The organism is uncultured Brachyspira sp., from assembly GCF_910578695.1.
GTDB lineage: Bacteria > Spirochaetota > Brachyspiria > Brachyspirales > Brachyspiraceae > Brachyspira.
In genome coordinates, this window is the sequence record NZ_CAJTQJ010000033.1 from 12,196 (window position 1) to 27,222 (window position 15,027).

The following is a 15,027-nucleotide window of genomic DNA, read 5'->3' on the forward strand; positions in this document are numbered from 1 at the left end:
AGTATAATACTATTATGAAAGATTAATATTACCAATTTTATTTTATCTGATGAAAATAAAATTCATACTTGCTATGTTTTGAAAGAATTAAATAATAATAGAATTTTAACTGATCATTGTCAGATTCATTTTATAGAATTACCCAAATTTAATTTGGAAAATATTTCACAAATTGAATACTTTGATAAATTGAACAATGAATTTGTTTCTTGGATAAAATTTTTTTAAATGAGAAGATATGTCTGTTTTAATAAAAGAAAATACAATATTTGAAGAAGTAGAAAAAAAATGTAATACTTTTGTTAATAATAGTCCTGTAATGGATAAATACAAAAAAAGAGAAATAGATGCATACTTCTTTGATAAAAGTATTAAATTAGATTTACAAAAAGCTGAAGAAAAAGGTACTCAAAAAGAAAAATATGCATTAGCAAAAAATATGAAGAATGAAAATCTTGATATAAATTTGATAAGCAGAATAACAGGATTAAGCATAGAAGAAATTATTAAATTATAGCTTATTTAAAAAATATTTTTTTATGTTATAATATTTGCCAATAAAAATAAGGCATACAAGTGAAAAATCGTTTTATTAATTTTATAAAAAGAAAAAATAAATCAATGCATACAACTGAAACAATATATATAGCTTCAATACTTACTTTGATAGGAGGTTTTATTGATGCTTATACTTATATTACTAGAGACGGTATATTTGCTTATGCTCAGACAGGCAATATGATATTTTTATCTATGCATTTAGTTAAAAAAGAATTTTTATATATGATGAATTATTTTGTACCTATCATTATATTTGTTATAGGTATTTGCACTGCTTTATATATAAAAAAAATTTTGAATAAGAGAAAATTAATTGAAATAGAATATGTAATTATATTAATGGCTGCCTTAATACTTTTTATAGTAGGGCTTTTGCCTAGAACTTTTTCAAATACTATAGTTGTAAGTGTTATATCTTTTATGTCAGCAATTTTTATGATAACATTTAATAAGGCTGAGGGACTTTCCTATGTTACGAATATGTGTACAGGTAATTTAAGGTCGGTTTCTGAGAATCTATTTAAATTTATATTTGAAAATGATAAAACAGGATTAAAAAAAGGATTGATATATATTATAATATTAGCTTCTTTCATATTAGGAGCTTTTTTAGGAACTTTATTTACTAATATTATTGGAGTTAAAGCTGTATGGATTTCATCTGCTTTACTTTTGGTAGTTGAGAGTTTAATGTTTTTTGACAGATGATTTGTATTGATGAAATTTTTTTTATATATATAATATAAGGATATATTTTATGGATAAAGATTATTATAAAATACTTAATGCTGATATATTTTCAAACAATGAGAGAATTAAAAAAATAAAAAAATCTTATAAAGAATTAGCACAAACAGAAATTCAGCAGATTAAAAGGCTAATAGCATATTTACAGATATAAATAAAGCTTATGAAATTTTATCTATAAAAAGGCTTGTATATGATATTAGATATTAAGCTTAAAATAAATATTTTATTAGCTTTGCATTAGGTTTAATATTTGTAAGAGTGAGTTTAATATTTTTAAGAAAATAAAGATAATTTTTGATTATATAAATTTTATACAGAGGATATAGTAAAATGGCAGAAAAAAGAGATTATTATGAAGTATTAGGAGTGGCAAAAACTGCTTCTAATGAAGAAATAAAAAAAGCATATAGAAAATTGGCTATGCAGTATCACCCAGATAGAAATCCGGGAAATAAAGAGGCTGAAGATAAGTTTAAAGAAGCTACAGAGGCTTATGAGATTTTATCTGATGATAAGAAACGTGCTCAATATGATCAATTTGGTTTTCAAGGCGTTCATAGTGATTTTGCAGATGCTTACGGCAGGGGCGGATTTGATTTTTCATCTATGTTCGGAGGCGGCGGATTTGGAGATTTAGATGATATATTTAGTTCGCTTTTCGGAGGCGGTTTTTCAGGAAGAGGGGCAAGGGCACAAAGACGCGGTAATGATATAAGACATGATATTACTTTATCTTTAGAAGATGCCGTTTTTGGTAAAAAAATGGAAATCAAATTGGATAAAAATAATACCTGCGATATTTGTAATGGTACAGGGGCAGAACCCGGAACTAAAACTCAAACATGTCCTACCTGCGGAGGAAGCGGCGAAGTGAGAATGACTCAGGGTTTCTTCAGCGTAAGAAAAACTTGCAGCAGATGTAATGGAAGCGGTTCAATAGTAACAGAACCATGTAAAAAATGCAGAGGAACAGGAACTGTAAAAAAAACAAAAACTATTTCAGTTAATATTCCAAAAGGTATAGATGATAATACTCAGCTTAGAGTAAGCGGAGAAGGAGAAGCTATAGGGGGAGGAACTGCAGGAGATTTATATTTATATATACATGTGAGTCCTCATACTCATTTTGTAAGAGATGGAATGGATTTAATAACTGAAGTTGGAATTAATATAGCACAGGCAGTATTAGGAGCTGATATTTATATACAAACTTTAGATAATAAAAAAGTAAAAATAAAAATACCTGCAGGAACTAATAGCGGTCAGGTATTTAAATTGAAAGGAAGCGGTGCATCTCATATAAATAGAGCGGGCAGGGGAGATTTATTTGTTATAGTAAATATTGATGTTTCTTCTAAATTATCATCGGAAGAGAAAAAGCTGTTTGCAGAGCTTAAAAAAGTTATGCCTGAAAATAATGAACCTGTTTTAAGAAAGCCTAATAGAACTAATTGGTGATTATTATTAAATATTAGAATTAATTTAATTGATAATTACTAATTAATTCTAATATTTTATTTTCATTTTGCATTTCATCTATTGAAGGCATAAATATATTATATGATTTTTGATGCTCGGATATCTTTTTTATTTTTGATATTATTGATATTGGATTTTTAGAATCATATATCAATGCATTCTTGTTATCTGATACTATTTCAGCTGATGAACTTTTAGAATCTATTATAGGCAGTGTTTTATAATGCCAAGCTGCTATTAATTGAGTATAGAAAGAATCTTTTATATTATGTATTATCATAGCATTAGAAGTTTCTATTGCATTAGCTATACTATAATTATCATTTTCATCTGCAAACTCTACATATTGTTCTATTGATAATTTATTTATATTTTCTTTCAATTCTTTATCATATCCTATAATTTTTAATTTATATATATCATCGCTTTCTTTCAAATACTCTGCATAAGCTGCTGTACATTTAAAAATACTGTCTTCTTTATTATAAAAAATAACTATTGATTTATCCTTTTCTTTTTTGCCGTTATGTATAAATATATAAGGAGAAAAATAGGGCTGTATCACATTGATATTTTTTATATCATTATGTAAATACAATAGTCTTTCCTTTATTTTAATACTACCGCATATTATCATATCTATATTACAGGTATGTTCATAATCTAATTTAATAAGTCTTTTATCTGTTAATTTAGTTTTATTATATTTGCTTTCTTCAAAATATAAATGATTTTGAAAATTAAGTGCATACCATACAATTAAAGGCAATTTATTTATTCTTTTTTTTATTAGAATATTTTTAGTTATAGAGGCTATTATATTCATAGGAAAATCTACAGCCATAACGACATCAGCATTTTCAGCTAATTTTGCTATATTTTTTGCTTCTTTATTGAAAAATAATGATGACAGATGTTTTCTTGTTATATAGGCTGGGAAATTTTTAGGAAATGATTTAGAAAATACTGTAACTTTTATTCCAGATTTATATAAATAGTCTGTCATATTAAACATAAATTGATTAGATTTATTTTTTATATCATTAGCATTTGATATCAGTATAATAATTTCTTTCATTTTTTATCCGCATAATTAAAATATAACAAATCCAATTCCGATATAATTTAGTAATAAATAAGGACTTGTTATGAAAATAAATAAAATTTTATTTGTAATTTTCTTTGTATATATTTCGGCATATTCAAGAGATATTTTACAATATCATACTCCTATGAATGACAGAAATATTAATATTACTTTAGAAAGCATATCAGTAAATACGAATAAAATTACTATAGATGCTAATAGTCAGTACAATTTAAATAAAGAATTGGATAAGGTTAGAAAATTTATAGATGACGGTAATTTTTTTAATGCTGTAAATTTATGTAATTCTATTGAAACTAATTATATGAATTATTATGAAATATATTATTTGAGAGGGCTTTCATATTTTAGAAGGGCAGATTTATATTATGCTTCTTTAGATTTTAATAAAATTTTATCATTATATGTAGATGAAGAGAATCAGGATAAAGTTTACAGACTTATATTTGATTTTTTTAATACTATTAATGAATATGAAGAAACCTTAAAAGTATGTATTACAGCTTATAAAATGACTGATAATCCTTATTGGCTTTTTTTGGCAGGCAATTCATCTTTAAAAAACGCAGATGTAAAAAGTGCTGATTATTATTTTAAGGAATGTTTGAAAAAAGATATATCTTATGCTAATGAGGGATTTGGAGATTTGAATTTACTAAATAAGCAGTATGATGAAGCTCTTAATAGCTATAAAAAAGTTAGATATGTAAATAATGATGATAAAATTAGAATTCAAAGTAAGATAAGCAATGCTTCAGTAAAAAGAGAAATTGAAATATGGAATAAAAGTTTCCAGCAGAAAGATTATAATAATGCTATGAGTATATTACAGAATATATCTTCATATTCTTTGGACTATCCTGAAATAACAGTAGCTACAGCTAAAACTTATTTTGCTTTGGAAGATTATAATAACTCTAAAAATATATTAATAAAGTTTATTGAATCTGTGAAAGATTTTGATGAGGCTTATGCTATATTGGCACAAATATATCTTTATGAGAAAAATGAAACTGAGGCTATAAAAATATTAGAAAAAGGATTAGAATATACATACAATAAACCAAGATTATATGAAACATTTGCCTCTATGCTTTATAATGCAGGATATATTTATTATCCTGATAAAATAATATCGCAGATTATTAATTTATATAATATTTCTGATGAGAATAAGATTGATTATAGTAAAAGTTTGATAAGACAAAAGAAATATGATGAGGCTTCTAAATTACTTAAAAGTGCAGAATTATATAAAGATGAGGTTTCTAAATTATTAAATAGTATAGAATGCAATAAAATATTGGATAAGGCAGCAGAGTTTAATCAGAAAAACTATTATGTTAATTTGATGCAGATGCTTTCCAGATACAGATTTGATGGAAATGAAGAACAGATTAGAATAGGGTATATTGCTGATGCTTATTATAATTTAGGTTCTATAGATAAAGCTATAGATATATTGAAAGAGGCTTTTAATGCCGATATTATAAGTATTAATAATGTTTTTCTGCTTAGAAGATTATTGAATATTAGGGCTTCTGACAATGATACATCAGCTTATCAAAAAGAGAGAGATGCTATAGATATAACAGCAACTGAGTATTGGGAAGAGGAATTAAAACTGCATTTAAATTTGGTTACTGACAGAATATTTGAGTTTATGAAATTTAATCAATTTGATGAGGCTTTATCTTATATATCTGAATTGAGAAATAAAAATTATGATGTTGCATATATAAAGCAAATAGAATCAACAGTTTACGGACTTTATTCTGCTTATCTATATAAGAATAAAAAATATGAAGAAGCGTATAAAACTGTTTCTTTAGCTTTTGAAAGAAATAGAAATAATTATGATGCTATTGCTATTAAAAATGAAATGGATGTGAATTCATATTTAAGTTCTATAGGTTATTATGATAATATAAATGCTTATATTAGTTTATCATCTACTATGAAAGAAATTTTGAGAATTTCTCCTGCCTATATAGAAAATAGAATAAAATTAGCTGAAGCGTATATTAGAGAATATAATTTAGAAGGATTTAATATAATTAATAATATTACTGATTATATTAATATAAATGGAGGGAAAGATTTATTATTAGGAAGAGGGTATAATAAAGCATATTTATATGATTATTCTATTTCCTGCTATGATAGAGCTTCTAAATATATTACTGTTAATCCTATATATATAGCAGAAAATTATATTAATTTAGAAAATAATAATATTTCATCTGATGAGATTTCAAAGTTATTAAATAAAAATATTAATAATGCAGATACGCTTTATGCCGTTTCAAAACTTTATACAAAGATTGGTAATTATAATAATGCTATGAATACGATTAATAATGCTTTATCTATTGATGACAGTAATTTAAATTATCTGTATCAAAGAGGCTCTATTAATGAAATTATGGGCAATACAAAATCTGCATTAAATGATTATGAGAAGGTTCTTAAGATAAATAAAAATTATGCTGCTGCCAATTACAAGCTTGCAGAAATTTATTTAAACAATTTAAAAAATGATATGAATGCTGAAACTTATGCATTAAATTATTTAGCATTAATTCCTGATGATTACAGCGGTTATGAACTTCTAGGAAGAATATATAAAGCTAGGGCAGAAAAATATATAGATAAAAATACAAAAACTTTACTTAAAGAAGCATTGAGTAATTATGAAGCTGCACTTAATAAAGCAGTATGGGGAAAAGATTTTAATGCCAGAAAAATGATAGCCGAAGAAATTGAATATTTACAAAATGAGATATTAGAATATAAATAATATAAATCAAAGTAAATGAAGTCTGTTTTCTATGGATATGCCGTAAACTATATCATCATTATATTTAATGGATTCTTTAACTGAATTATATATAAATTCAGCAGATTTTTTTAATGCATTTTCTATGCTGTCTCCTTTCAATATATATCCTAAAAGAGAAGAACTAAAAGCATCTCCTGTTCCCGGTATGCTTATATCTATTTTAGGATAATAGATTGATGCTGTATTATCATTTTGATAGTATAAGCATCCTATATCTTTATCTTTAATGACACTTGTAACTATTACTGCTTTAGGTCCCATTTTTGAAAGCTCTTCAGCCATATTGCGGGCTTCTTCTTCTTTATATTCTATAGACGGATCTTTATCTAATAATATTGCAAGCTCTGTTATATTCGGAGTAACTATATCAGCATATTTTATCATTTCTTTCATAGAGTTTACATGTTTATCAGACATAGAGGGGTAAAGCTTTCCATTATCTCCAAGTATAGGGTCTATTAGAATTATATTTACATCAAAATGTTTTATTATATCCTTTACAATTAAAGACTGTTTTTCTGATGATATCCAGCCTAAATAAAAAGCATCAAATTTAGGATTTCTTATTTTCAATTCTTCTACTATCTTTTCAAGCGGTTCAGTTAAATCAAAAGCATAAAAAGAATCAAAAGCAGTATGATTAGATAATATAGTGCTCACAAGAGGAGATACTTTTATGCCTAAATATGATAGGATAGGTATATTAATCGTTAAAGATGCTTTACCGTATGCACATAAATCATTAAGAAGCAGTACATTGAAATTGTTTTTATTATTCATATCTATCATTTAAATATAATAAGAGATTCTCTGTCAGCAAGTACTTTATATCCTGCCACCTGTGCAAAATATGAAAATTGATCCAAACTTATATCATATAATTCTTCTATTTCTTCTTTAGTAACTTTCATTTTTTTATTTCCTAATAAAAAAGAATTAAGTTCAAATCCGCTGCTTCCAAATTTTCTTTCAATCTCGCTTTGAAATGGGTTCTTTTTACTTTTTCTCATAATATATTACTCCAATAATACATTTTCATATAATATCATATAAAATTTTTTTTTTCAATTACAAATTTTTATTAAAAAATTAAAATATTTTTTAGTGCAGAATCAAAAATTATATAAATATTATTCTTTTAGATTTTTGTTATTGCTAGCGATAAACTTTTTATTGTTAATAATAAAAATTATGGGCTTTGATACTCTGCCATTCTATGAATGTCAGACGCTCATAATTTTTATAATTTAATTTATAAGCTGCTTGTTTATCTTTATTATTACCAATAAAAAACTTGTTTGTTAGTTAGATCCTGCCATTTACAAGTTTAATCATAAAAATTTAGTTTCTATTTCTTTGAGCTTTTTTTAGAATACCTGTAATCCCTCTAAGTTTAAGTATTTCTGCTTGATTTAAAGCAGTTTCACCATAGTCATTTTTAATATTTACATCAGCTCCTTTTTCTACTAGAAATTTAACAAATGGTTCAGCAAACCTTGATCCTGATGTTGAACAAGCCCAAATTAAAGAAGTGTATCCATTGTAATCTTGTGCATTTATATCAGCACCTTTTTCTAATAATAATTCAGCTAATTTTATACGCTTTTCTTGAAAATTTTTATTATTAAAATTACCTTCGCTCATACCAAGATATATCAAAGGAGTGTACAATCCTTCATTCTTTATGTTTACATCTGCTCCTTGCTCTATTAAAAAATTAGCTATTTCAAAGTCTCTTATACCTAAAAGCCTTTCACCCATACTATCAAGAGTTTTATTTAAAGCAGTGTATCCTTCATCATCTTGTGCATTTATATCGGCTTTTTTTGAAACTAAATATTTTATCACATCTATATTTCTATTTCTATACTTACATGCTGATATTAAAGCAGTACTTCCAGATGCTTGAAAGTTTACATCAGCACCTTTTTCCGCTAATAATTTTACTGTTTCTAAATTATTTACAGCAAGCATTAAGGCAGTACTTCCGTCATTATTAACAGCATTTATATCTGCATTTTTTTGTATTAGAAGTTCTATCACTTTTGTATTATGAGTTTCTGCGGCATATATTAAAGGCGTATTTCCATTATCATCTCTTACATTTATATCGGCGCCATTATTTATTAAAAATTCAGCAGTGCCGGATTCATAATGATGTCTATCTAATGACAATAATAGAGGAGTTACTACTCTGCTATATTCAGATTCATAATGGGTTTTGGCATTTACATCAGCTCCTTTTTCAACCAAAAATTTAACCATATCATAGTCATTTCTTGAAGCAGCTATCATTAAAGGAGTATAATCATAATAATCATCATCATAATTATAACCATAATTATAATCATAATCGCAACTGCAATCATTATAACTTCCATTTTCTATTCTTGTTTCTAAGTCAAAACCATTTTCTACTAATACTTTAAATATTTCTTTATTTCGTTTCCAGTATGATGAATCTGCATAAGATATGCTAAGAAGAGATTCTCTGTAATTATCTTTAGTATTTACATCAGCACCGTATTTTATCAATAAATTAAGTATTTTTATAGCATTTTCTTGTATAAAACTATTATGCTTAATACTATAATATAATACTGTTTTTCCTGTATTATCTTTAATTTTTACATCGGCGCCATTTTCTAATAAAAATTTAACCATTTCATAATTTGTATTTCCAGCAGTATACATTAATGCTGTAGCACCTATTTTATCTTTAGTATTTACATCAGCACCATTTTCTATAAGTAATTTTACAATATCATCATATCTTTCTATAGAAGCAGCCATTAAGAGAGTTCTATCATCATCAAAATCTAATGTATTGGGATTTGCACCTTTATCCAAATATAATTTAACTTTTTCTATATCATTATTTTCTACAGCAGAAATAAGCGATTCATCTAAAGTTTTAGAATATAAAAGAATATTAAACAAAAATAATATAATAAATACTTTTTTCATATATACCCCTATAGTGCTTATTGCATATAATTATATTATAATAATTATTTTCTGTCAATTAAAGCTATTTTTATTCTTTATATTAAGATATTATTTATAATTTTTATTAACAATAGTAAAATAATGACAGATAAATAAAAAACTGCATTATCTAAAGAATTTTTTATCCAAATATTCTTTTGAAAGCCTTAATACAAAAGGTCTTCCATGAGGGCAGTTTGTAAGTATATTTTCTTCTTCAAGCAAATCTAATAATTTCTGCATATCTCCTATTGAAAGTTTATCTCCAGCCTTTGGAGAATATTTGCATGATATAGTAGAGCAGGTATGCTTTATTACTTTTTCTAAATTATTATTGTCGCCTTTTGAAATATATATATCAAAAATATCTTTTATTATTTTTTCAATTTTTTGATTTCTTGGTATGTATATTGGTATATCTTCTATGATAATACTATGTTTTGAATTAACTTCAAATTTTATCCCTATTGATTCTATAGATTCTTTTGCCTCATTTAAAATATCTATCTCATAATCTCTATACTCAATTTCGCAAGGTATAAGAAGTTTTTCATATTCTATTTTTTTTGATATAAGAGTTTTGTATATTCTTTCATAATTAAGTCTTTCATAAGCGGCATGCTGATCTATTATATACATTTCATTACCGCGTTCGGCTATTATGTATGATGAAAATGCCTGTCCTATGGCTCTTGTATACTCTCCGAACTCTATATTATTATAACTATTTTCTTTTGTTATATTATTAATGCTTTCATAATTAAAATTATTATTATTTGATGAGTCTGTATACTGACAGCTTTTTTCTTCAAATGAATCATTTATATCATTTTGATGATTTTCTGAAATTTTATAACTATTATAATTTGAATTTTTATTATCAATATAATTATTATTTTGTATAGGAAAATTAGGAGTAATATCTTTATCAATATCTATTTCTATATTAACAGAACTAAAAGTATTCACTGAGTTTATATTATTTACTACAGCATTATAAATCATTCCCGAAATATCTCTTTCATTTTTTATTCTTACTTCTTTTTTACTAGGGTGAACATTAACATCTATTTTACTGCTGTCAATATTTATATACAAGAAGAAGAAAGGATATCTATCTTTAGGTATTGCATTTGAATATGCATTTTTTATGGCATAGGAAATAACTCTATTTTCTATAGGTCTGTTATTTAAGAATATAAAATTATTTTTTCTCATAGATTGGCTTATTTTAGAATTTGAAAATAAACCGTAAATTGATGTTTCATATTTTTCTATTTCAATTTCTACTAAATTTCTAAATACATTGCTGTCAGATAAAAAATTTTCAATTCTTTCTTTTATAGTATTAACTTTGATATATGAGCTGATAGGTTTTCCATTATTTTTTAATTTCATAGAGATTTTCGGCTGTACTAAAGCCTCAGTATCAAAAACTTCTTTAACTAAAAAAAATTCTCTTGAAGTATTTTTTAAGAATTTATATCTGGCAGGTATATTAAAAAACAAATTTCTAGCTATTATTTTTGTACCCTGAGAAGCGGCAGCTGGTTTATGTTCTATTATTTTACCGCCTTCAGCTATAATTTTTCCTCCATTGCTTTCTTCTATGCTCTTTGAAATTATTTCTAAATTAGAAACATCTGATATTGATGCTAATGCTTCGCCCCTAAATCCAAGCGTATATATTGAATCTAAATCTTCTATAGAATGTATTTTGCTTGTAGCATGATGAGTTATAGCTAGAGGAAGTTCATTAAATCTAATTCCATTTCCATTATCTTCTACTATCATAGATTTGATTCCTGCTTCTTCTACAGACACATCAATATCAGAAGCCTCAGAATCTATTGCATTTTCTAATAACTCTTTAAGCATAGATGCTGGTCTTTCTATTACTTCTCCTGCTGCTATGCGGTTAGCTACAGACTGCGGTAATTTTATTATATTTTTATTCATTTTATTATCTATTGATTTATTTATTATAAAAAATAAAAGGGCAGAAATTAATCCTGCCCTAATTTTATGCATTTAATTTAAATTGTTCTTAAATTAAGATGGAAATGGTATTAACAGTCCTGCTGTAATAATAATGCCGACTACAACAAGAACTATTAAAGTATATCCCATAATATCTCTTGCACCTAATTTTGCTATTCCGAGAGCAGGCAAAGCCCAGAAAGGCTGAATCATATTTGTCCAGCTATCTCCATAAGCGATTGCCATTGCTGCCTTAGCAGGATCAACACCGATTTTAGCTGCTGCAGGCATCATAATAGGACCTTGAACTGCCCATTGTCCTCCGCCTGAAGGAACAAAGAAATTAACTATACCGCCGCTTAAGAAAGTAAATAATGGGAATGTTGTTTTATTTGATATGTTTACAAATACATTGCTTAATTCTATAGCAAGCGAAGTTCCTGTTTGAGCTGATACGCCTTTCATAAGCCCCATTATACCGGCATATAAAGGAAACTGCAAAACTATACCGCTTGCACCTTTAGTTGCTTCTTGGAATGCATTTATTAAGCTTCTTGGAGTTTTATGTAAAATTATTCCAAGCATTAAAAATATTAAGTTAACAATATTTAAATTCAAATCCACTTTTCCTGAAGATGTAAAATAAATTATAATATATACGAAACCTATTATAAACATTAATAAATTTACAATAATGCTGTTTTCTAATTTTTCTGCAGGAGTCATTTTAGCAAAATCTTCTTTAGTAATTTTTTTTACTTCAAAATCTTGTAATAAATTAGGGTCTACACTGATAATATCAGCCTCATCTTTCGGATGCATTAAAGCATTTATTATTGGAAGCACTATTAAAGTTACAAGCACTATAAATAAGTTATATCCTGAAAATAAAGTCTGACTTGTAGGAACAGCTTCAGCTAAAGAACCTCCTGTAGCTTTTAAATCCCCCCCCGCTAATGTTAATGGAATAGAGCCTGAAAATCCTGCATGCCATAATACGAATCCTGAATATGCAGAAGCTATTAAAAGTCTATAATCTATATTTTTAATTTTTTTAGCTATTTCTTTAGCGAATATAGCACCAATTACAAGTCCGAATCCCCAATTTAATATATTAGCAATATAAGATATTATAGTAACAAGTATTATACCTTGAGTAGCTGTTTTTGGTATATCTGATAATACATCAAGTAATTTTCTAAAAGGCGGAGCTAATGCAAGTACATGCCCTGTTACAAGCACCAATACCATCTGCATACTAAAATCCAGAAGCGACCAAACTCCGTTTCCCCAATGCTTACAAGCAGTGATAAATGACTGTTTTGTTACAATCATTACCGCAATAAATACAATAAAAGTAAGCACTGCAGCAAAAATATATGCATCTGGTAAATATTTCTGCATAATTTGCGTAGAGCCATGTGCTATGCTTTCCAAAACACCTCTTCTTTTTTTAGACATAAATAACCTCCTAATTATTATAAAACTTCAACTTTTTTTAAATTGTCTGATATTATTAACTGAGCTTCAGTATTAGCCTGAATATCTTCTACACTGGAAGTAGAAAATATTTCAATTAATTCTATTCCTTTATCAGTTATATGCATAACTCCTTTTTCTGTAATAATCATATTTACTTGATTTTTAGCAGTCAAAGGAAGAGAGCAGTTTTTAAGTATTTTTTTGCTTCCCTTAGCAGTATGCTCCATAGCAACTATAACTAGTTTTGAACCTACAACTAAGTCCATAGCTCCGCCCATACCTGGAACCATTTTTCCGGGAACCATCCAATTAGCTAAATTTCCTTTTTCATCAACTTCCAAAGCTCCAAGTACAGTAACATTAACATGTCCGCCTCTTATTACAGTGAAAGACATAGCACTGTCAAAAAATACACCGCCGTCTTTTACAGTAACTAGTCCGCCGCCCGCATTAGTGATATTTGGGTTTTCTTTTCCTTTTTCAGGTGCAGGTCCTAAACCTAACATACCGTTTTCTGACTGCAGTATCACATTAATATTGTCAGGTATGTAATTTACAACTTCGGTAGGCAATCCTATACCTAAATTAACAACATCGCCGTCTTTTAATTCCTGAGCTACTCTTCTAGCTATAATTTCTCTAACTTTTTCTTTGCTTAATTCTGCCATTTTAATACTCCTTAAAATTATTAGGCTTTAACTATATAATCTACAAATATAGACGGAACTATTATATTGTTAGGATCCAAACTTCCGTCTATCATTTCTTTTACTTCTACTATAGTGATATCGCAAGCCATAGCCATAAGAGGGTTAAAGTTTCTGGTAGTGCCATTATAAGCTAAATTACCATATTTATCAGCATAATCAGCATAAATAACTGCTATATCTCCATGTATAGCTTCTTCAAGTATATAATCCTTACCTTTTACTTTTACTATCTGTTTATTTTCTTCTACTATAGTGCCAAGTCCTGTAGGAGTTAAAATACCTCCAAGTCCTGCTCCTGCAGCTCTTATACATTCAGCCAAACTTCCCTGAGGCATTAAAGTAACATCAATTTCTTTATTATTCATTTGCTTTCCTGTTTCAGGATTTGTACCGATATGAGATGCTATTACTTTAGATACCTGTTTATTAACAATTAATTTGCCGCAGCCTTTATCTGGAAAAGCGGTATCATTAGTTATTAAAGTAAGATTTTTCACATTTTGTGTTGCTAGTAAATCTATTATACTAATAGCAGAACCGCATGCTAAAAATCCTCCAAACATTACTCTAGAACCATCTTTAATTAAAGAGCAAGCTTCTTCTTTTGAAATTATTTTAGTCATAATTAATCCTTTATGTTTATTTTATTGCAATTTATCAGATATTAAATATACAATAAATTTACTATTTATATATTGCGATTATACATTATATATTAAAATTATACAACAATAATATTTTCTAAAATTATAAATATATCTATGAATATGAATTTTATACTGATGCAGTACAAAAGAAAATGATATAAATATAAAGTATAAATTTCTAAGGTTTTAGACTTTGTATAAATTGTTTTATTAATTTTATAAAATATAATATTGGTATGAATTAAAACTATTTAATTCTTTATTAAAAATATTAATAAAATACTTGATTATTTTCTTAATCATTAATTATTTTTTCACTTAATTTAAATTATTAATCCAAATTTCTTATAAATATTTAAAATATTAACTGCAATATTTCAAATATAATATCCAGTTTTATTAATTTTTTTTCTTTACTTTTTATATTTTCACTGTAAAATATACTTATGATTAAGAAATATTTTAATGTTTTAAATGATT

At 26.4% G+C, this 15,027-nt stretch carries 12 protein-coding genes and 1 pseudogene; 5 read left to right on the forward strand and 8 right to left on the reverse strand.

Annotated elements, in window-relative coordinates:
• Window positions 1-21: 21 nt before the first annotated feature.
• The 4 genes and pseudogenes from QZ288_RS08970 to dnaJ form a co-directional block, all read left to right on the forward strand.
• Window positions 22-517: pseudogene (locus tag QZ288_RS08970) on the forward strand (PD-(D/E)XK nuclease family transposase); the annotation flags it as partial.
• 59 nt (window positions 518-576) lie between these two features.
• Window positions 577-1,269: a YoaK family protein gene (locus QZ288_RS08975; protein ID WP_295157921.1), complete on the forward strand. Its 693-nt coding sequence runs from the start codon at window positions 577-579 to the stop codon at window positions 1,267-1,269.
• Between the two features lie 49 nt (window positions 1,270-1,318).
• Complete coding sequence (locus QZ288_RS08980) at window positions 1,319-1,462, forward strand: hypothetical protein (protein WP_295157924.1); 144 nt, start codon at window positions 1,319-1,321, stop codon at window positions 1,460-1,462.
• A 179-nt stretch (window positions 1,463-1,641) separates the two neighbouring features.
• Window positions 1,642-2,769 carry a molecular chaperone DnaJ gene (dnaJ, locus tag QZ288_RS08985; RefSeq protein WP_295157926.1) on the forward strand — a complete coding sequence of 376 codons (1,128 nt, stop codon included), beginning with the start codon at window positions 1,642-1,644 and terminating at the stop codon, window positions 2,767-2,769.
• Between the two features lie 19 nt (window positions 2,770-2,788).
• On the opposite strand, the gene QZ288_RS08990 is transcribed toward dnaJ, so the two are convergent.
• Entirely contained in the window at window positions 2,789-3,868 is a 1,080-nt protein-coding gene (locus QZ288_RS08990) for a glycosyltransferase (RefSeq protein WP_295157929.1), read from the reverse strand.
• Between the two features lie 70 nt (window positions 3,869-3,938).
• On the opposite strand from QZ288_RS08990, the gene QZ288_RS08995 reads away from it, so the two are divergent.
• A complete protein-coding gene (locus QZ288_RS08995) occupies window positions 3,939-6,698 on the forward strand; it encodes a tetratricopeptide repeat protein (RefSeq protein WP_295157932.1) in 2,760 nt (919 codons plus the stop codon).
• 6 nt (window positions 6,699-6,704) lie between these two features.
• Here the strand turns inward: QZ288_RS08995 and QZ288_RS09000 are convergent, their stop codons facing one another.
• The 7 genes from QZ288_RS09000 to QZ288_RS09030 form a co-directional block, all read right to left on the reverse strand.
• Complete coding sequence (locus tag QZ288_RS09000; RefSeq protein ID WP_295157935.1) at window positions 6,705-7,520, reverse strand: pyridoxamine kinase; 816 nt, start codon at window positions 7,518-7,520, stop codon at window positions 6,705-6,707.
• Between the two features lie 5 nt (window positions 7,521-7,525).
• On the reverse strand, window positions 7,526-7,750 hold the full coding sequence (locus QZ288_RS09005; protein ID WP_295157938.1) for a hypothetical protein: 225 nt from the start codon (window positions 7,748-7,750) through the stop codon (window positions 7,526-7,528).
• A gap of 331 nt (window positions 7,751-8,081) precedes the next feature.
• A complete protein-coding gene (locus tag QZ288_RS09010; protein ID WP_295157941.1) occupies window positions 8,082-9,707 on the reverse strand; it encodes an ankyrin repeat domain-containing protein in 1,626 nt (541 codons plus the stop codon).
• Window positions 9,708-9,854: 147 nt separating this feature from the next.
• On the reverse strand, window positions 9,855-11,687 hold the full coding sequence (gene mutL / locus QZ288_RS09015) for a DNA mismatch repair endonuclease MutL (protein WP_295157944.1): 1,833 nt from the start codon (window positions 11,685-11,687) through the stop codon (window positions 9,855-9,857).
• Window positions 11,688-11,780: 93 nt separating this feature from the next.
• Window positions 11,781-13,169 carry a short-chain fatty acid transporter gene (locus QZ288_RS09020; RefSeq protein ID WP_295157947.1) on the reverse strand — a complete coding sequence of 463 codons (1,389 nt, stop codon included), beginning with the start codon at window positions 13,167-13,169 and terminating at the stop codon, window positions 11,781-11,783.
• A gap of 17 nt (window positions 13,170-13,186) precedes the next feature.
• On the reverse strand, window positions 13,187-13,858 hold the full coding sequence (locus tag QZ288_RS09025) for a 3-oxoacid CoA-transferase subunit B (protein WP_295157950.1): 672 nt from the start codon (window positions 13,856-13,858) through the stop codon (window positions 13,187-13,189).
• Window positions 13,859-13,878: 20 nt separating this feature from the next.
• Complete coding sequence (locus QZ288_RS09030) at window positions 13,879-14,523, reverse strand: CoA transferase subunit A (protein WP_295157953.1); 645 nt, start codon at window positions 14,521-14,523, stop codon at window positions 13,879-13,881.
• Window positions 14,524-15,027 lie beyond the last annotated feature (504 nt).